The 16,876-nt window shown below is 70.8% G+C and carries 22 protein-coding genes; 18 read left to right on the top strand and 4 right to left on the bottom strand.

Annotation, left to right across the window (positions count from 1 at the left end; all coding sequences use genetic code 11):
* Nucleotides 1-55: 55 nt before the first annotated feature.
* On the bottom strand, nucleotides 56-838 hold the full coding sequence (map, locus tag ACFC1I_RS03970) for a type I methionyl aminopeptidase (protein WP_376006550.1): 783 nt from the start codon (nucleotides 836-838) through the stop codon (nucleotides 56-58).
* A gap of 119 nt (nucleotides 839-957) precedes the next feature.
* Between map and ACFC1I_RS03965 the strand changes: the two genes are divergently transcribed.
* The 9 genes from ACFC1I_RS03965 (at nucleotide 958) to ACFC1I_RS03925 (ending at nucleotide 8,079) form a co-directional block, all read left to right on the top strand.
* The gene (locus ACFC1I_RS03965) at nucleotides 958-1,452 is read left to right on the top strand and encodes an MFS transporter permease (protein WP_376006549.1); all 495 of its coding nucleotides are present in this window, start codon (nucleotides 958-960) and stop codon (nucleotides 1,450-1,452) included.
* 166 nt (nucleotides 1,453-1,618) lie between these two features.
* Nucleotides 1,619-1,969 (top strand): 50S ribosomal protein L19, encoded by a 351-nt coding sequence (gene rplS / locus ACFC1I_RS03960; protein WP_045297891.1) that lies wholly within the window; start codon nucleotides 1,619-1,621, stop codon nucleotides 1,967-1,969.
* 131 nt (nucleotides 1,970-2,100) lie between these two features.
* On the top strand, nucleotides 2,101-2,877 hold the full coding sequence (lepB, locus tag ACFC1I_RS03955; protein ID WP_376006548.1) for a signal peptidase I: 777 nt from the start codon (nucleotides 2,101-2,103) through the stop codon (nucleotides 2,875-2,877).
* Complete coding sequence (locus tag ACFC1I_RS03950) at nucleotides 2,874-3,533, top strand: ribonuclease HII (protein WP_376006547.1); 660 nt, start codon at nucleotides 2,874-2,876, stop codon at nucleotides 3,531-3,533. The genes lepB and ACFC1I_RS03950 overlap by 4 nt, the downstream gene beginning before the upstream one ends.
* Nucleotides 3,534-3,594: 61 nt before the next feature.
* Nucleotides 3,595-3,918, top strand: a complete 324-nt coding sequence (locus ACFC1I_RS03945) for a DUF2469 family protein (RefSeq protein ID WP_376006546.1) — start codon at nucleotides 3,595-3,597, stop codon at nucleotides 3,916-3,918.
* A gap of 112 nt (nucleotides 3,919-4,030) precedes the next feature.
* Entirely contained in the window at nucleotides 4,031-4,399 is a 369-nt protein-coding gene (locus ACFC1I_RS03940; protein ID WP_376006545.1) for a YraN family protein, read from the top strand.
* Nucleotides 4,396-5,919: a YifB family Mg chelatase-like AAA ATPase gene (locus ACFC1I_RS03935; protein WP_376006544.1), complete on the top strand. Its 1,524-nt coding sequence runs from the start codon at nucleotides 4,396-4,398 to the stop codon at nucleotides 5,917-5,919. The genes ACFC1I_RS03940 and ACFC1I_RS03935 overlap by 4 nt, the downstream gene beginning before the upstream one ends.
* Nucleotides 5,916-7,103 (top strand): DNA-processing protein DprA, encoded by a 1,188-nt coding sequence (gene dprA / locus ACFC1I_RS03930; RefSeq protein WP_376006543.1) that lies wholly within the window; start codon nucleotides 5,916-5,918, stop codon nucleotides 7,101-7,103. Before ACFC1I_RS03935 ends, dprA begins: the two co-directional genes overlap by 4 nt.
* Nucleotides 7,104-7,173: 70 nt before the next feature.
* Nucleotides 7,174-8,079: a tyrosine recombinase XerC gene (locus tag ACFC1I_RS03925; protein ID WP_376006542.1), complete on the top strand. Its 906-nt coding sequence runs from the start codon at nucleotides 7,174-7,176 to the stop codon at nucleotides 8,077-8,079.
* An 8-nt stretch (nucleotides 8,080-8,087) separates the two neighbouring features.
* On the opposite strand, the gene ACFC1I_RS03920 is transcribed toward ACFC1I_RS03925, so the two are convergent.
* Nucleotides 8,088-8,603, bottom strand: a complete 516-nt coding sequence (locus tag ACFC1I_RS03920; RefSeq protein ID WP_376006541.1) for a murein hydrolase activator EnvC family protein — start codon at nucleotides 8,601-8,603, stop codon at nucleotides 8,088-8,090.
* Nucleotides 8,604-8,998: 395 nt separating this feature from the next.
* On the opposite strand from ACFC1I_RS03920, the gene rpsB reads away from it, so the two are divergent.
* The 6 genes from rpsB (at nucleotide 8,999) to ACFC1I_RS03890 (ending at nucleotide 13,850) form a co-directional block, all read left to right on the top strand.
* A complete protein-coding gene (gene rpsB / locus ACFC1I_RS03915) occupies nucleotides 8,999-9,895 on the top strand; it encodes a 30S ribosomal protein S2 (protein ID WP_376006540.1) in 897 nt (298 codons plus the stop codon).
* Between the two features lie 103 nt (nucleotides 9,896-9,998).
* Nucleotides 9,999-10,826, top strand: a complete 828-nt coding sequence (tsf, locus tag ACFC1I_RS03910) for a translation elongation factor Ts (RefSeq protein ID WP_116193167.1) — start codon at nucleotides 9,999-10,001, stop codon at nucleotides 10,824-10,826.
* 84 nt (nucleotides 10,827-10,910) lie between these two features.
* A complete protein-coding gene (pyrH, locus tag ACFC1I_RS03905; protein ID WP_376006539.1) occupies nucleotides 10,911-11,630 on the top strand; it encodes a UMP kinase in 720 nt (239 codons plus the stop codon).
* Between the two features lie 52 nt (nucleotides 11,631-11,682).
* Nucleotides 11,683-12,237 carry a ribosome recycling factor gene (frr, locus tag ACFC1I_RS03900; RefSeq protein WP_045297881.1) on the top strand — a complete coding sequence of 185 codons (555 nt, stop codon included), beginning with the start codon at nucleotides 11,683-11,685 and terminating at the stop codon, nucleotides 12,235-12,237.
* 9 nt (nucleotides 12,238-12,246) lie between these two features.
* A complete protein-coding gene (locus tag ACFC1I_RS03895; protein WP_376006538.1) occupies nucleotides 12,247-13,290 on the top strand; it encodes a phosphatidate cytidylyltransferase in 1,044 nt (347 codons plus the stop codon).
* On the top strand, nucleotides 13,287-13,850 hold the full coding sequence (locus ACFC1I_RS03890) for a DivIVA domain-containing protein (RefSeq protein WP_376006537.1): 564 nt from the start codon (nucleotides 13,287-13,289) through the stop codon (nucleotides 13,848-13,850). Before ACFC1I_RS03895 ends, ACFC1I_RS03890 begins: the two co-directional genes overlap by 4 nt.
* 101 nt (nucleotides 13,851-13,951) lie before the next feature.
* On the opposite strand, the gene ACFC1I_RS03885 is transcribed toward ACFC1I_RS03890, so the two are convergent.
* Nucleotides 13,952-14,116 (bottom strand): hypothetical protein, encoded by a 165-nt coding sequence (locus ACFC1I_RS03885; protein WP_376006536.1) that lies wholly within the window; start codon nucleotides 14,114-14,116, stop codon nucleotides 13,952-13,954.
* Between ACFC1I_RS03885 and ACFC1I_RS03880 the strand changes: the two genes are divergently transcribed.
* Genes ACFC1I_RS03880 through ACFC1I_RS03870 form a run of 3 tightly spaced genes read left to right on the top strand, consistent with a single transcriptional unit; the run spans nucleotide 14,106 to nucleotide 15,684 of the window.
* A complete protein-coding gene (locus tag ACFC1I_RS03880; protein ID WP_376006535.1) occupies nucleotides 14,106-14,669 on the top strand; it encodes a lytic transglycosylase domain-containing protein in 564 nt (187 codons plus the stop codon). The genes ACFC1I_RS03885 and ACFC1I_RS03880 overlap by 11 nt on opposite strands.
* Before the next feature lie 3 nt (nucleotides 14,670-14,672).
* Entirely contained in the window at nucleotides 14,673-14,957 is a 285-nt protein-coding gene (locus ACFC1I_RS03875; protein ID WP_376006534.1) for a hypothetical protein, read from the top strand.
* A 1-nt stretch (nucleotide 14,958) separates the two neighbouring features.
* Entirely contained in the window at nucleotides 14,959-15,684 is a 726-nt protein-coding gene (locus tag ACFC1I_RS03870) for an alpha/beta hydrolase (RefSeq protein ID WP_376006533.1), read from the top strand.
* A 3-nt stretch (nucleotides 15,685-15,687) separates the two neighbouring features.
* Here ACFC1I_RS03870 and ACFC1I_RS03865 read toward each other — a convergent pair whose 3' ends face one another.
* Nucleotides 15,688-16,755, bottom strand: coding sequence for an AI-2E family transporter (locus ACFC1I_RS03865; protein WP_376006532.1), 1,068 nt, complete (start codon nucleotides 16,753-16,755; stop codon nucleotides 15,688-15,690).
* Between the last annotated feature and the right edge of the window lie 121 nt (nucleotides 16,756-16,876).

Below are 16,876 nucleotides of genomic sequence, written 5' to 3'. Positions count from 1 at the left end.
CATGGGCCGGGCGCAGTCGGGCCCGGCGCGTGGGAGTGGGACGCGCGTGGAGGCGTCAGGCCACGCCCAGCCAGGACCGGTCGGTCAGGACGATCGGGCCGTCCTCGGTGATCGCGACGGTGTGCTCGGAGTGCGCGCCGCGGGATCCGTCGGCCGATCGCAGCGTCCAGCCGTCGGGGTCGGTGATGAGCTCGTCGGTGGTCTGGAGGAACCACGGCTCGAGCGCGAGCACGAGGCCGGCACGGAGCGGATAGCCGCGTCCCGCCTTGCCGTCGTTGGCGACATGCGGATCGCCGTGCATCTCACGACCGACGCCGTGCCCGCCGAAGTCGGTGTTGATCGAGTAGCCGTCGCCGTGCGCGACCTGGGCGATCGACGCCGAGATGTCGCCGATGCGGTTGCCCACGGTCGCCGCGCCGATGGCTGCGGCGAGGGCCCGCTCGGTCGTGTCGATCAGGGCGAGGTCCTCGTCGCGCGGCGTGCCCACGACGAACGAGACGGCGGAGTCTGCGACCCAGCCGTCGACCGAGACGGCGAAGTCGAGCGACACGAGGTCGCCGTCGCGCAGCGTGTAGTCGAACGGGAGGCCGTGCAGGACCGCGTCGTTCACGGACGTGCAGAGGACCTTGCCGAACGGGCTGGCGCCGAACGAGGGGTGGTAGTCGATGTAGCACGACTCGGCCCCGGCGCGGCGGATCAGGTCGTGCGCGCGGCGGTCGATCGCGAGGAGGTTCGTGCCCACCTTGGTCTCGTCGCGCAGCGTCGCGAGGGTCTCGGCGACGAATCGCCCGGCGGGCTTCATCGCCTCGATCTCGGCAGGGGTGCGCAACTCGATCATGTGGGGGATCCTCTCGTTCCCCTCCATTCTGTCTGACCCTCGGGCGCGGGGCTGGGAGGATGCTCCGCGGCGCGCGGAAGCGGACCACGGCGCTCCACAGCGGGCGTACCATCAGTGTCATGTGGCTGCGTCGCGCATTCTTCGGCTGGTTGATCCCGGCCGCCTTCTTGCTGCCGCTGTGGCTCCTCGTCGGCTGGGCGGTGTTCAACGCCGGCGGGTGGGCGTTCCTGTGGGTGCTGTTCCTCGCCATCCCCGGCGTCTTCCTGTGGCAGCTCCTCCTCACGCTCCTGGTGCGGGCTCGTGGAACCGTGCGGGCGCACCGCGCCGTGTCGTGGTGGGACGTGCTCGGCTTCACGGTGTGGCACCTGCTCGTCATCTCGCTCGGCTTCTTCGCCGAGGCGTGGTGGGCGCCCGTGATGGTCGTCACGATCCTCGCCGGCGTGGGCCTCTTCTGGCTGGAGCTGTGGCAGCTGTGGAGCGAGGCGCGGCCGTCCCGGTTCGTCCTGCACACCACCGACGGCGTCGCGTACATCCCCGCCCAGGAGAACGAGCCCGAAGCCGCGCCTCGCGAGGTCATCGTCATCACCGAGAAGCAGACGCCACCCTCGAGCTGACTCGTTTTGGCCGCGTGTGCGATCCGTGGCAGAATAGGCGTTTGTGCCCTGACCGGTTCTGCCTCAGGGGAACCAGCTGTACGGCGTCAGCCGGAGGCCTTCGGCACACTCAGTCCTTACCATCCTTCCCGCGGTCGACCTGTGGCGGTCGCAGAGAGAGACGATCATGCAGATCCTCGACGCCGTCGACGCGGCTTCGCTCCGCTCCGACATCCCCGCCTTCAACGCCGGCGACACCGTGAAGGTGCACGTCAACATCACCGAGGGCAACCGCTCGCGTATCCAGGTCTTCCAGGGCGTGGTCATCGGCCGTTCCGGCGATGGCGTGCGCGAGACCTTCACGGTCCGCAAGATCAGCTTCCAGGTCGGCGTCGAGCGCACCTTCCCGGTGCACTCCCCGGTCATCGACCACATCGAGGTCGTGACCCGCGGTGACGTGCGTCGCGCGAAGCTGTACTACCTGCGCAACCTCCGTGGCAAGAAGGCCAAGATCAAGGAGAAGCGCGAGAGCAACTGACGCTCTTCCGCAGCGTTTTCGCGAAGCCCCGGACCCGTGAGGTCCGGGGCTTCGTCGTATTCGGGAGGGGCCGGAGTATGCGACCCTTGAAGGCGGGGTGGCTGCGACCGTCGGCACCCGTGAAGGAACTCATGACGACCGAGAAGTCGGCTCCGGCCGAGCCGGCGCCCGGGCCCGAGCCCGCCGCGACCATTCAGCCGCGTCGCCGGGGCTGGCTGGTGTTCCTGCGCGACGTGGTCGTGATCATCCTGATCGCGGTCCTCGTCTCTCTCGTCGTCAAGACGTTCCTCGTACGGTCGTTCTACATCCCGTCGGGATCGATGGAGGACACCCTCCACATCAAGGACCGCATCCTCGTCGACGAGATCACGCCGCGCTTCGGCGGGTACGACCGCGGCGACATCGTCGTGTTCCAGGATCCGGGCGGGTGGCTGCCTCCCAATCCCGCGCCGGCGCGCCCGCCGATCGTCGAGGGCGTCGAATGGGTGCTGTCGCTCGTGGGCCTCGCCGCCCCCGACAGCGACGACCATCTCGTCAAGCGCATCATCGGCCTGCCGGGCGACCACGTGGTGTGCTGCAACGCCATCGGCCAGATCACGGTCAACGACGTGCCGATCGACGAGAGCGCCTACCTCAAGCTGCCCGGCGGTGAGACCGCAGCCTCGGGTGACGCCTTCGACGTGACAGTTCCCGCCGACAGCCTCTGGGTGCTCGGCGACAACCGCTACCGGTCCAAGGACTCGCGCTACAACACCGATCAGCCCGGCAAGGGCTTCGTGCCGATCGACAACCTGGTCGGACGCGCGTTCCTGGTGACGTGGCCCTTCGACCGCTTCGGGCTCCTCGACTTCCATCACGACGTGTTCGCCGGGGTTCCCGACGTGGAGCCGGAGGGCGGCGGGCAGTGACCGTCGCCGAGCCCCGCCTCACGCTCGAGCGCCGGCTCCTGCGCGAGCACACGCTCGTCATCGCGTGCGACGAGGTGGGGCGCGGAGCGCTGGCCGGGCCTGTCGCGGTCGGCGCGGCGGTCGTCGACGCCCCGCGATCGCGCAAGCGCATCCCGCAGGGGCTGCGCGACTCGAAGCTCGTGCCCGAGCCCAAGCGCGCCGACGTCGCCGCACGCGCGGCATCGTGGGTCGCCGCCAGCGCCGTCGGCTGGGCGAGTTCGGAGGAGATCGACGAGATCGGCATCATGCGCGCGCTCGGACTCGCCTCGATCCGCGCGATCGCGGATCTCCGCGCGCACGGCGTCGTCCCCGAGGACGCCGTCGTCATCCTCGACGGCAACTACGACTACATCCGTCCCGCAGGGGAGTGGGGGCTCACGGTGCGTCCCGTGATCAAGGCCGACCGCGACTGCGCGTCGGCGGCCGCGGCATCCGTCATCGCCAAGGTCGCGCGCGACAGCCTCATGACCGAACTGCACGACGAGCTGCCCGCGTACCAGTGGGCGCGCAACAAGGGCTACGCGAGCCCCGAGCACCGCGAGGCGATCCGCGCGCACGGGATCAGCCGGCACCATCGCGCGTCGTGGTCGATCGCCGACGCGCCGACGCTGTTCTGAGCGTTCGCCACACGCGCACGCGGGTCGCCGCACCCGCTCGCGCCCATAGGATGGATTCACCATGGATGACGAGGTCTTCGAAGACTACGACCGCGAGCTCGAACTCGCTCTGTACCGCGAGTACCGCGATGTCGTCTCGCAGTTCCAGTACGTGATCGAGACGGAGCGGCGCTTCTACCTCGCGAACGAGGTGAACGTCGTGCGCCGCGACACCGAGCACGACTTCTACTTCGAGATCTCGATGGCCGATGTGTGGGTGTGGGACATCTACCGCGCCGACCGCTTCGTGAAGGCGGTGCGGGTGCTGACCTTCAAGGACGTCAACGTCGAAGAGCTCTCGCGCCGCGACTTCCACCTTCCCGAGGAGCTCTCGCTCGACACCTGAGCGGGCCTGACGCCTCCTCCCCAGACCGCTCGTTTCGGGACTTCCCCCGAGTTCTGAACGGATGCTGCGTCCCCGCGTCCGCGCGCCTGCCCACGGGCGCGACGATGCCGGAATGGCAGATAAAGACGTCCTCGGGCGCGCGGGCGAGGATCGCGCGGCCCGGTACTTCGAGGCGCTGGGCTTCATCGTCCTCGCCCGCAACTGGCGATGCCCGCAGGGCGAGATCGATCTGGTGGTCGCCGACCGCTCCGCCGTCGTGGTGGTCGAGGTCAAGACCCGGCGTGGCGAGCGGTTCGGGCATCCGTTCGAGGCGATCGACGGGCGCAAGCGCGGCCGGCTCTGGCGCCTGTCGGTCGCGTGGGCGAGCGCCCACCGCGAGCTGGTCCAGGGGAGGCGGCTGCGCATCGACGCGATCGGCATCGTCGGCCCCGACCCGCGCACGGCCCGGCTCGAGCACCTCGTCGACGTGGAGGTGCCGTGAAGGTCGCGCGCACATGGGCCGTCGCCCTCGTCGGCGCTGAGGGCGAGTGCGTCGAGGTCGAGGCCGACCTCTCGAACCAGCAGCCCGACTTCCGCATCATCGGACTTCCCGACAAAGCCCTCGGCGAGTCGGTCCAGCGCGTGCACAACGCGTGCGCGAACAGCGGCGCGCCGCTCAGCCGGCGGCGCCTCACCGTGAACCTGTCGCCCGCGAGCCTTCCCAAGCAGGGGTCAGGCTTCGACGTCGCCATCGCGGTCGCGTCGCTCGCGACCGAGACCTCGATGGATGCCTCGTCCCTGGCGTCGGCCGTCCACATCGGCGAGCTGGGCCTCGACGGCCGGCTGCGGCCCGTTCCGGGGGTCCTCCCGGCGGTGGTCGCGGCGCGGCGCGCGGGGCACCGGCGCGTCGTCGTGCCGCACGCGAACGGTCCGGAGGCGTCGCTCGTCGAGGGGATCGAGGTTCTCGCCGCCGTCAGTCTCGCGCAGGTGATCGCGTGGCACGGTGGCGACGTCGAGGTCGCCGATGTCGAGCCGGTGGCCCTGCCGGACGACGACGAGGCGGCCGATCCGCCCCTCGATCTCGCCGAGGTCATCGGCCAGCGCGACGCCGTCGAGGCGCTCGTCGTCGCCGCCGCGGGCGGTCACCACCTGCTGATGTGCGGTCCTCCCGGGGCCGGCAAGACGATGCTCGCCCGGCGGCTGCCCGGCATCCTCCCCGAACTCGACGATCGCGCCGCGCTGTCGGCGGCGTCGATCCGAAGTCTCGCGGGCTCCCGCGTCGTCGAGCTGTCGCGCATGCCGCCCTTCGTCGCACCGCACCACAGCGCGAGCGTCGCCGCCCTGGTCGGCGGCGGCACCCGCGTGGTGCGCCCCGGCGCGATCGCGCGGGCGAGCGAGGGCGTGCTGTTCCTCGACGAGGCGGGGGAGTTCACCGCCAGCGCGCTCGACGCGCTGCGGCAGCCGCTCGAGTCCGGCTCCATCACGATCGACCGCGCGGGCGCCCACGCCCAGTTTCCGGCGAGGTTCCAGCTCGTGCTCGCCACCAACCCCTGCCCGTGCGGCGACTACGGGATCCGAGGCGGCACGTGCACGTGCCCGCCGGCGGCGATCCGCCGGTACCTCGGCCGCCTGTCGGGGCCGCTGCTCGACCGCATGGACATCGCACTGACCCTCACCCGCGTCGCCGTGGCGCAGCGCGGCAGCGGACCGACGATCTCTACGGCGGCCGCGAAGGCCCAGGTCGCCGAGGCGCGTGCCCGCGCACACCGCCGCCTCGCCGAGACACCGTGGTCGGTCAACGCAGACGTCCCCGGCACGTGGCTGCGCGAGGGGCCCGCCGCACCGAGCCCGGTCATCCGGCGACCGCTCGACGCCGCCCTCCACCGCGGCGCGCTCACGCTGCGGGGGTATGACAGGGTGCTCCGCGTCGCGTGGTCGCTGGCCGACATCGAGGGGCGCGGCCAGCTCGGGGCGGACCACGTCGGCCGCGCGCTCTACCTCAAGAAGGGGATCGCGCTGTGATCGGGTTCGACCTCGGAGCCGACGCGGCCCGGCGCGCCCTGGCGCCCGCTGGCCTCGACATGGACGACCATGAGGCCCTCGAGCGGTACGCGACAGCGGTGTGGTGCCATCTCATCGAGCCCGGCGATTCGGTGGCGGGGCGCGTCATCGCCGCCCGCGGCCCGGTCGCGAGCCTGCGGGCGGTCATCGTCGGCGACGAGCTGCCCGAGCTGACGACGAAGGAGGCGGCGGAGGGGCGCAAGCGGTGGCTGCCGCGGCTGTCGGCGGGCGCCGTGGCCGACTCGCTCGCCACGGCGGCGGCGCGCGGAGTGAGGCTCGTGACCCGGGCCGACCCCGAATGGCCGACGCAGCTGGATGACCTCGGCGCGCACGCGCCGCTGTGCCTGTGGGTGCGCGGTGACGTGTCGGCGCTCACGCGGCTGCAGACATCGGTCGCGATCGTCGGGGCGCGGGCCGCGTCCGGCTACGGCGACCTGGTGGCGCGCGAGCTCGCGGCCGAGCTGGCCGGCAGCGGCATCGCCGTGATCTCCGGGGGCGCCTACGGCATCGACGGCTCGGCGCACCGGGCCGCGCTTCTGGCGGGCGGCCTGACCGTCGCGCTGCTGGCGGGCGGAGCGGACCGCGCCTACCCCGCCGGTCACACCCAGCTGATCGACGACGTCGCGCGCCAGGGTGTCGTCGCGAGCGAAGTCGCATGCGGATCCGCACCGACCAAGTGGCGCTTCCTGCAGCGCAATCGGCTCATCGCCGCGCTCTCGGCCGCCACCGTGGTCGTCGAGGCCGGGTGGCGCAGCGGCTCGCTCAACACCGCCGGCCACGCAGCCACGCTGTCGCGACCGCTCGGTGCGGTGCCCGGGCAGATCACGTCGGCGACGTCGGCGGGAACGCACCGGCTCATCCGCGAGTACGGCGCACAGTGCATCACGAGCGCCGACGACGTGCGCGAGCTCCTCGGGCTGACAGACGGGGCGGATGCCGCCACCACCGCGGGCGGCGCCTACACCGGAGATGCGACCCGCGTGAAGGACGCGATGAGCACTCGTGTGTGGCGGGATGCCGGCGAGATCGCGCGCCGCGCGGGGATGGCGGCGGACGCCGTGGCGGGCCTCCTCGGGGTTCTGGGGCTCGAAGGAGCGGTCGAGTCGGGCGTCGAGGGCTGGAGGCTAGCGCGAACCGGCGGCTGAGGGACGCGTGGCGGGCGGGGAGGGCGCGTCGCGCGGCCGCCGAGCGCGCGCCCGGGGCCATGCTGGGAGCATGGACATCCCCGACGGAGCGGCGGCGTATCTGCGTCACCTGGCCGAGGTGCGCCGACTCTCGCCGGCGACCGTGCGGGCCTACCGCTCCGACCTCGAGGGACTCGCCGTGGCCTGCGGCGACGTCGAGCTCGCCGCCGTCGATCTCGAGAGTCTTCGCGACTGGCTGTGGCACGCCGTCCAGCGCGGTGACAGCCGCGCCACCATCGCACGGCGCACGGCGGCGGTCCGGGGCTTCTTCGCCTGGGCGACCGAGACCGGCGCGATCGCCGCCGATCCGAGTCTTCGCCTGGTGGCACCCAAGCGCGGGAAGACCCTGCCCAAGGTCGCCACCGCCGACACGCTGAGCGGGATGCTCGACCGCCTCGCGTCGGCGGCCGCCGACGGGGACCCGATCGCGTTGCGCGACCACGCGATGCTCGAGCTGCTGTACGGGGCCGCGGTGCGCGTCTCGGAACTGTGCGGGCTCGATGTCGGCGACCTCGACCACGATCGCCGCACGGCCCGGGTGCTCGGCAAGGGATCGAAGGAGAGGGTGGTGCCGTTCGGGCTTCCCGCGCTGGGTGCGATCGACGCCTATGTCGTGCGCGGCCGACCGGCGCTCCTGGCCCGGCGCGTCGACGACTCGCCGGTTCCGGCGCTCTTCCTCGGCGCGCGCGGCGGGAGGATCGGGCCGCGCGCCGTGTACGACCTCGTGTCACGCCGGCTCGGCCCCGAGCTCGGCGCGCAGGTGGGACCGCACGCGCTGCGCCACTCGGCCGCGACCCATCTCCTCGACGGCGGCGCCGATCTCCGCGCCGTCCAGGAGATGCTCGGCCACGCGAGCCTGGGCACCACGCAGATCTACACGCACGTGTCCAGCGAGCGGCTGACCGCGTCGTACCGCCTCGCGCATCCGCGAGCCTGAGGCAGCGGTCAGCAGCAGGGGAGCAGCACCGCGCGCGGCACGCCGCCCAGCAGGACGAGCGGGTTGATGTAGGCGCCGTCCAGCCGGACCCCGAAGTGCACGGTCCCCGCCTCGGCGTGCCCGCCCGCCGACACCGTGCCCAGCGGCGTCGCGACATCCACCGGCGTCCCGGCGGCGAGGGCGGAATCGACGGGCTCGAAGGTCGACACCAGGCCGTCGCCGTGGTCGACCGTGACCACGCCGCGTCCTGCGACCTGACCCGAGAACGCGACCACGCCGGGCGCGGGGGCGCGCACGACGCCGTCGCCGACGGGCAGCAGGTCGATGCCCCGATGGCCTGGTCCGTACTCGTGCGGCGGTGCGACGAACGGGCGGGCCAGCCGGAACGGCCGCACCGGCCACTGCCAGTCGCGCGCGAGCACCGCCGTTCCGCCGTCGACCGTGGGCCCTGGCTCCGTCGCCTCCGCGTGCGCCACCGCAGCGGGCGCCGCCGCCACCAGGACCGCGACGGCGAAGGCCGTCACGTGCCGGCGAGAACGCCGGCGGGGCCGTCGGCGGCGATGACGGGGCACGGACGGCGACATGACTCCACCCTGACCCGCCGGAGCGCGCCGCCGAGTGCGCCGGCGCAACCCCGTGGATAAGCACCGCGCACGGCCGGTGGGGGAGGAGAAGCGGTCCGGGCGCTGCTGATACACTGGGTGCGCACTCCGCATGTCGGGGTGACTCCGCGTGCCCATAGCGCCGCAAGCCCCGAGTCTGACGAAGGGTGCGGCGCGGCATCCATTCCCAACGGTCCCGGCGATCGCCTCCGAGCGAGCGCAGGGCGGGAATGAGCCGGGCACCAGGCTACGCCGGCCACGAGCCGGCGTGAGAACAACCGCAACAGGCGCGCACGCGCCGGAACAGGAGAACGGCCATGGCCGTCGTCACCATTCGCCAGCTGCTCGACAGCGGCGTCCACTTCGGACACCAGACCCGCCGGTGGAACCCGAAGGTCAAGCGCTTCATCCTCACGGAGCGCAGCGGCATCCACATCATCGACCTCCAGCAGTCGCTGACGTACATCGACAAGGCGTACGAGTTCGTCAAGGAGACCGTCGCGCACGGCGGCACCGTCCTCTTCGTCGGCACCAAGAAGCAGGCTCAGGAAGTCATCGCCGAGCAGGCGACCCGCGTGGGCCAGCCCTACGTCAACCAGCGCTGGCTCGGCGGTCTGCTCACCAACTTCTCGACCGTGTCGAAGCGTCTTGCGCGCATGAAGGAGCTCGAGGAGCTCGACTTCGAGAACCCGGCTGAGAGCGGCTTCACCAAGAAGGAGCTCCTCCTCAAGAAGCGCGAGCTCGACAAGCTCCACAAGTCGCTCGGTGGTATCCGCAACCTCCAGAAGACCCCCTCGGCCATCTGGGTCGTCGACGCCAAGCGCGAGCACCTCGCGATCGACGAGGCGTCGAAGCTCGGCATCCCGGTGATCGGCATCCTCGACACCAACGCCGACCCCGACGAGTTCCAGTACCCGATCCCCGGCAACGACGACGCGATCCGCTCGGTGGGCCTGCTCACCCGCATCATCGCCGACGCCGCCGCGGAGGGCCTCATCCAGCGCCACCAGCCCACCGACGAGACCGCTGACGCGGAGCCCCTCGCCGACTGGGAGCGCGAGCTGCTCGAGCAGGGCGCGCCGGTCGTGACCGACGTCGCCGAGGTCGAGACGGCTGCGACCGAGTCGGCCGCCGACGAGGCGGGCGCCGAGGCCGCTGAGGTCGTCGAGACCGCTGAGGTCGTCGAGGCCGCCGAGGCGACCCCCGCCGAGTAAGGCTCACACACACTCCGCCCCGGCGGGATCGCCCTGATCGCACGATCCGGACGGTCCCGCCGAGGCATCCACGAGAACTCATACAATCAAGGAGCCGCCACCCATGGCAAACTTCACGATCGCTGACATCAAGACGCTGCGCGAGCAGCTCGGCACGGGCATGGTCGACACCAAGAAGGCGCTCGAGGAGGCCGACGGCGACCTCGAGAAGGCCGTCGAGATCCTGCGCCTCAAGGGTGCGAAGGGCAACGCCAAGCGCGCCGACCGCTCCACGAGCGAGGGCCTGGTCGCGGCCAAGGAGGTCGACGGTCAGGTCACGATCATCGAGCTCAACACCGAGACCGACTTCGTCGCGAAGAACGATCGCTTCATCGCCCTCGCGGAGAAGGTGCTCGACGCCGCGGCCGCCGCGCACGCCGACTCGGCCGAGGCCGCCCTCGCCGCCCCCGCCGGCTCGCAGACGGTCGCCGAGCTCATCTCGGACGAGGCCGCGATCATCGGCGAGAAGGTGGAGCTCCGTCGCGTGAACACGCTCTCGGGCGACAAGTTCGAGATCTACCTCCACAAGACCAGCAAGGACCTGCCGCCGCAGGTCGGTGTCGTGCTCGCCTACTCGGGTGACGACGCCGAGACGGCCCGCAGCCTCGCGCAGCACATCTCGTTCGCGAACCCGTCGTACCTGTCGCGCGACGAGGTCCCCGAGGCCGAGGTCGAGAAGGAGCGCGAGATCGTCACCGAGATCTCGCGCAACGAGGGCAAGCCCGAGGCGGCTCTCCCGAAGATCGTCGAGGGTCGCGTCAACGCGTTCTTCAAGCAGGTCTCGCTCCTCGACCAGGACTACGCGAAGGACAACAAGCAGTCGGTCGCGCAGGTCGCGAAGGACGCCGGTCTGACCCTGACGGGCTTCGCCCGCTACAAGGTCGGCGCCTGACCTTCTGAGAAGGCCCGCATCGGCAATCCGATGCGGGCCTTTTCTCATGCCCTTCGGTAGTTTGTGGGAGACGAGAGGACCATAGTGATCAACGAGAACACCGGGCGCCGCCGCGTCCTTCTGAAGCTGTCCGGCGAGGCGTTCGGCGGAGGACAGCTGGGTGTGAACCCCGACGTCGTCAGTCAGATCGCACAGGAGATCGCGGCAGCGGTCGACCGCGTCGAGATCGCGATCGTCGTCGGCGGCGGCAACTTCTTCCGCGGCGCGGAGCTGAGCCAGCGCGGTATGGACCGTGGCCGCGCCGACTACATGGGGATGCTCGGCACCGTCATGAACGCCCTCGCCCTGCAGGACTTCCTCGAGCAGGCCGGCGCCGCCACGCGCGTGCAGTCCGCGATCTCGATGACGCAGGTCGCCGAGCCCTACATCCCGCGCCGGGCGGAGCGCCACATGGAGAAGGGACGCGTCGTCATCTTCGGCGCCGGCGCCGGACTCCCGTACTTCTCCACCGACACGGTCGCCGCGCAGCGTGCGCTCGAGATCGACGCGCAGGAGGTGCTCGTCGCGAAGAACGGCGTCGACGGCGTGTACACCGCGGATCCGAAGAAGGATGCCTCGGCCACCCTCATCGATCGCATCACCTACCTCGACGCGCTGCAGCGAGGTCTCAAGGTCGTCGACTCGACGGCGTTCAGCCTCTGCATGGACAACCGCATGGACATGCGCGTGTTCGGCATGGAGCCCGCCGGCAACGTGACGAGGGCGCTCCTGGGCGAGACCATCGGCACGCTGGTCACGGCGTGACGCGCGCCGCGTCGATAGACTTGACCAGCCCCATCTACGCGAAGGAGACACTGTGATCGCGGACGTCTTGGCCGATGCCGGAGTGCGCATGGACCGCGCCGTCGAGGCTGCGAAGGAGGACTTCGCCACGGTGCGCACCGGACGCGCGAACCCGCAGCTCTTCCAGAAGGTCCTCGTCGACTACTACGGCAGCCCGACGCCGCTCGCGCAGCTCGCGTCGATCAACAACCCCGAGGCGCGCACGCTCCTCATCACGCCGTACGACAAGTCGGCGCTGAAGGCGATCGAGCAGGCGATCCGCGACATCCCGAACCTCGGCGTCAACCCGACGAACGACGGCAACCTCGTGCGCGTCACGATGCCCGAGCTCACCGAGGAGCGCCGCAAGGAGTACGTGAAGCTCACGCGCACCAAGGGCGAGGACGCCAAGGTCCACGTGCGGGGCATCCGCCGCAAGGCCAAGGACGACATCGACGCGCTGAAGGGCGAGGTCGGCGAGGACGAGCTCGCTCGCGGCGAGAAGGAGCTCGACGCGCTCACGCGCGCGCACGTCGACGCCATCGACGAGGCGCTCAAGCGCAAAGAGGCCGAGCTCCTCGAGGTCTGAGGTCTGCCCATGACCGACGCATCCGAGCCGCCGCACGCCGGCGAACCCGCCTCACCGCAGACGCGGCGCGAGGCGGGCGAGGCGCGTCGTGCCGCAGAGCCCCCTGACACGGGTCCGGCGCTGCAGTCGCATCTGCGCGCGGCGCGCAGCGAGCTGGAGGGTCACGTCGCGCAGGCGCGAGCCGACTTCGAAGAGGCGAACGAGCGCATCAAGGAGCGCACGGGACGCGATCTCATCGTCGCGATCCTCATCGGGCTCGCGATCGGCCTCGTCCTGCTCGGGTCGCTCCTGTTCGTGAAGTGGGCCTTCGTGCCGTTCGCGCTGGCTGCGGCGCTCCTGGCGATCTTCGAGTTCTCCCGTGCCCTGATCGCGAGCGGGCGGAGGGTCGATCTCGTTCCGCAGCTCATCGCGGGCGCGGTCGTGGTGCTGTCGGCGTTCTTCGTCGATTCCTGGCTCCACTGGGTGCTGCTGTTCGTCGCGCTGGCGTTCGTGGTCGTCTGGCGACTCGTCGGCCAGATGGCGTCGCACGACGGCCGCACGTACGCCCTGGTGCTCGGCGATGTGCTCATCGCGACCTTCCTGCAGCTGTACGTCGCCTTCCTCACCAGCCTCTGCCTCGTGCTGCTGGCCAAGGAAGGCGGCGAATGGTGGGTGCTGGCGTTCATCATCGTCGCTGTCGCGGTCGACACCGGGGCGTACGCTGCGGGCATCAGCTTCGGCAAGCACCCCATGGCGCCGCGGATCAGTCCGAAGAAGACCTGGGAGGGCTTCGCCGGGGCGGGGGCGGCCGCGATCCTCGCCGGCATCCTCGTCGGGATCTTCATGCTCGGCCTCGAATGGTGGATGGGTGCCGTGTTCGGCATCCTGATCCTCGCGACGGCCACCGCGGGCGACCTGGGCGAGTCGATGATCAAGCGCGATCTCGGCATCAAGGACATGAGCTCGTGGCTGCCCGGTCACGGCGGCGTGCTGGATCGACTGGACTCGATCCTGCTGTCGGTGGTCGCGGCGCTGACTCTTTACTATCTCTTCACTCCGCTGGTGGCATCATGACGGCATCGCAGGCGACCGACCGGACATCGTTCCCCGAAGCACGGGGGCGTGACAAGGGCTATGACAAGGAGCCGGTCGACGAGTTCCTCGCGCGGGCACGCGCGTCGTTCGAGCGCGGAACCGACGCCCTGACGTCGGCCGATGTCCGGCAGGTGGCCTTCCCGTTGGTGCGTCACGGCTACGCGATCGCGTCGGTCGACGCCGCGCTCGGACGCATCGAGGACGCTTTCGCGGCGCGCGAGCGCTCGTCGGCGGTGGCGGCGACCGGTGCGAAGGCGTGGGTCGGCCATACCCGCGAGCTCGCGCAGGAGGTGCTGGACCGCCTGACGCGGCCGGCCAAGCACCGCTTCGATCGTGTGTCGCCCCTGCGCTACGGCTACCGCATCGCAGAGGTCGACCTCGTCACCGACAAGCTCGCGCGCTTCCTCGAGACCGGCGACTCCGTCACCGTCGAGCAGGTGCGCTCGGTCGCGTTCCGCATGCAGCGCGGAGGCTATCGCGAGACGCAGGTCGATGCCGTGCTCGACGCCGTCGTCGAGGTGATGCTCGCCGTCAAGTGAGACGCGCGGGCCGGCGGATGGCGACCGTGCGCGCCGGTATGCGAGAATCGGGACACTGTGACTTCTGGAAACGAGCTGCACCCGACCAGACGCGCCCGACGTCACGAGTTGGCGGCGCAGTCGGCGAGGCCGTCGACGGTGAGCGCCTCCGCTCCTTCCACGCCCTCCTCGGCGGCCCCCAGGCCTGCTCCGCGCTGGTCGCGCCGTCGCGGAGTGGTCGGCGCGTTCGCGGCCTTCGCCGTTCTCGGCTTCGTCGTGGCGTACATCGGTCCGACGGGCCTCGCGCTCGCGCAGGCCAGCGCCGACGAGGAGCCCCAGGTCTCGCTCTACGCCAGCTCGCTGGGTGACGTGCAGTCCCGCGCCGGCGACGAGACCGCAGCCGATCCGGAGCCCGCGGTGCTGGACCGGGGCAACTACACGGTCTATGTGAAGCCGAAGCCCACGCCGACGGTCCAGCCGCCCGCCTCGACGTCGACGTCGTCCGGTGGCTGGCGCCCGCCGTTCGTCACGCCCGACCCGGGCAGCGCGCAGGCGATCGCGTACGACATGGTGCTGGGGCGCGGCTGGGGAGACGACCAGTTCGCCTGCCTTGTCGCTCTCTGGAAGAAGGAGTCCGGCTGGCGCGTCAACGCGTACAACGCCGGCAGCGGCGCGTACGGCATCCCTCAGGCGCTGCCGGGAAGCAAGATGGCCAGCGCCGGTGCCGACTGGGAGACGAACCCGGCGACGCAGATCGCGTGGGGTCTCGGCTACATCGGCGGTCGCTACGGCACGCCCTGCGGTGCGTGGGACCACTCGCAGCGCACAGGCTGGTACTGAGCCGTGCCGCGGTCCAACCGCCGCCGGCACGACTCGGGCGGCGACGACTCGTTCGAGCGCCTGCTGGCCGGCTGGAAGCGCACCGAGATCCGACGCGGTGTCGAGTGGACGGTGCAGCCGGTCTCGGCCGCCCAGGCGCAGAAGCCGTACACCTGCCCCGGCTGCGGTCGCCAGATCGACGTCGGGATCGCGCACCTGGTGGCATGGCGCGCGGACGGCGTGCTGGGCGACGCCGCGGACCTCGCCGCGCGCCGGCACTGGCATCAGCACTGCTGGAAGGTGGCTTGACATGGAGATCCGCGGACCGATGCTGCTCCCCGCGCGCCGCGAGGACATCGAGCTCGAGACGCTCGACGGGCTGACGCTCGTCGGCGAGCTCGCGCTCCCGGAGACCCGCGACCCCGTCGCCACGCTGGTGACGCTGCATCCGCTCCCGACCGCCGGCGGGTTCATGGATTCGCACATCCTCCGCAAAGCGGCGGGGCGCCTGCCCGCACTTGCGGATCTCGCCGTGCTGCGTTTCAACACGCGCGGCACCACCTCGCCTCGAGGAACGAGCGACGGCTCGTTCGACGGCGGCCGTGCCGAGGCGTTCGACGTCGCGGCGGCGATGGACTTCGTCCGCGAGCGCGGGCTTCCGCGCCCGTGGTTCGTGGGCTGGTCTTTCGGCACGGAGCTCGCCCTCAAGTACGGTCGCGACCACGGTGTCGAGGGCGCCGTGCTGCTGTCGCCGCCCCTGCACCGTGCGACCGATGACGAGGTGGCGGCGTGGGCGGGCGACGAGCGCCGTCTGATCGTGCTCGTCCCCGAGTTCGACGACTATCTCCGGCCGGATGCTGCGACCCAGCGCTTCGCGAGTGTGCCGGAGGCCGTCCTGATCCCGGTCGAGGGCGGCAAGCATCTGTGGGTGGGCGAGAACCAGACCCGCCGCGTGCTGACCGAGATCGTGGCGGCCGTCAACCCCGACGCCCTGCCGCTGCCCCTCGAATGGCACGGACCGGCCGCAGAAGGCTGAGCGTCACCGCTCGTTCTGCCGCGGGATGACGACCTGACGGTAGATGATCAGGATGCTGGCCGCCACCGGGATCGCGACGAGCGCGCCGAGCAGGCCCAGCAGCGAGCCGCCCGCGAGGGCCGCGATGACGACCACCGCGCCCGGCACCGCGACGGCGCGCTGCATGATGCGCGGCGAGATCACGTAGGCCTCGATCTGCATGTAGATGAGGTAGTAGATCGCGGCGATCAATGCGGTCGTCGGAGACCCCACCAGCAGACACGTCAGAACGATGATGATCGAGCCGGTGAGCGTGCCCACCAGGGGGATCAGGGAGAAGAAGAACGCGATGACCGCAAGCACGGCGGGGAAGGGCGCCTTGATGATCGAGAGGAAGATCGCGCTGAGAACGCCGTTGACGAGGCCGAGCGTGACCTGCCCGATGACGTAGTAGCCGACCGAGTCGGTGATCTGCTCGCCGAGGTCCATGAACCGTGCGCGCTTGGAAGCCGGGACCAGCTGGTAGACGGCCCGCTTCAGGTTCGGCGTCGACGCCGTGAAGTAGATCGTGAGGATCAGCACGATGAACGCGCCGGCGAAGCCGGCGATGAGTGCGCCGATGACCGAGATGATTCCGCCACCGACCTCGGAGCCGATCGCGCCCACGTCGAGCGACGCGTACCAGTCCTCGATGTAGCCCCACGCCTCGTCCACGTTGAGCGCGGGGAACACCGCGTGGAGCCAGTCCTGGATGGCGCCGACGGGGTCGTCGAATGCGCCCTTCTCCGCCAGATCCTGGATGGCGGTCACCAGCTGCCCGATCTGCTGCACGATGATCGGCACCACCATGAGGATGATGCCGGCGAACGCGGCGAGCACGCCCAGGATCGTGATGAGCACCGCGGCCCAGCGCGGCAGCTTGCGACGCTCCAGCCAGGCCACGATCGGATCGAGGCCCAGCGACAGGAAGAGCGCGGTGCCGACGTACAGCAGGATCGTCTGGAGGTTCTGGATGCCGGCGATGAGCATGAGTCCGAGCCCGACACCCAGCGTTGCGAGAAGCGCCGTGCGGAACGGATTGTGCAGCTTCATCGAGTTCCCCCTCAGATCGACGTGGCGTCGATGCGTGTGTCCGCCCAGGATACGCATCAGTGACGCCCAGTCCCGGCAATGCCACCTCCCACGCGCCTCACAGGTCGTATTCGCTAGTCTG

This window comes from Microbacterium sp. NPDC056044, assembly GCF_042267145.1.
Lineage (GTDB): Bacteria > Actinomycetota > Actinomycetes > Actinomycetales > Microbacteriaceae > Microbacterium.
The sequence above is the reverse complement of the archived record's forward strand: the minus strand, read 5'-3'. Positions and strand labels throughout refer to the sequence as shown.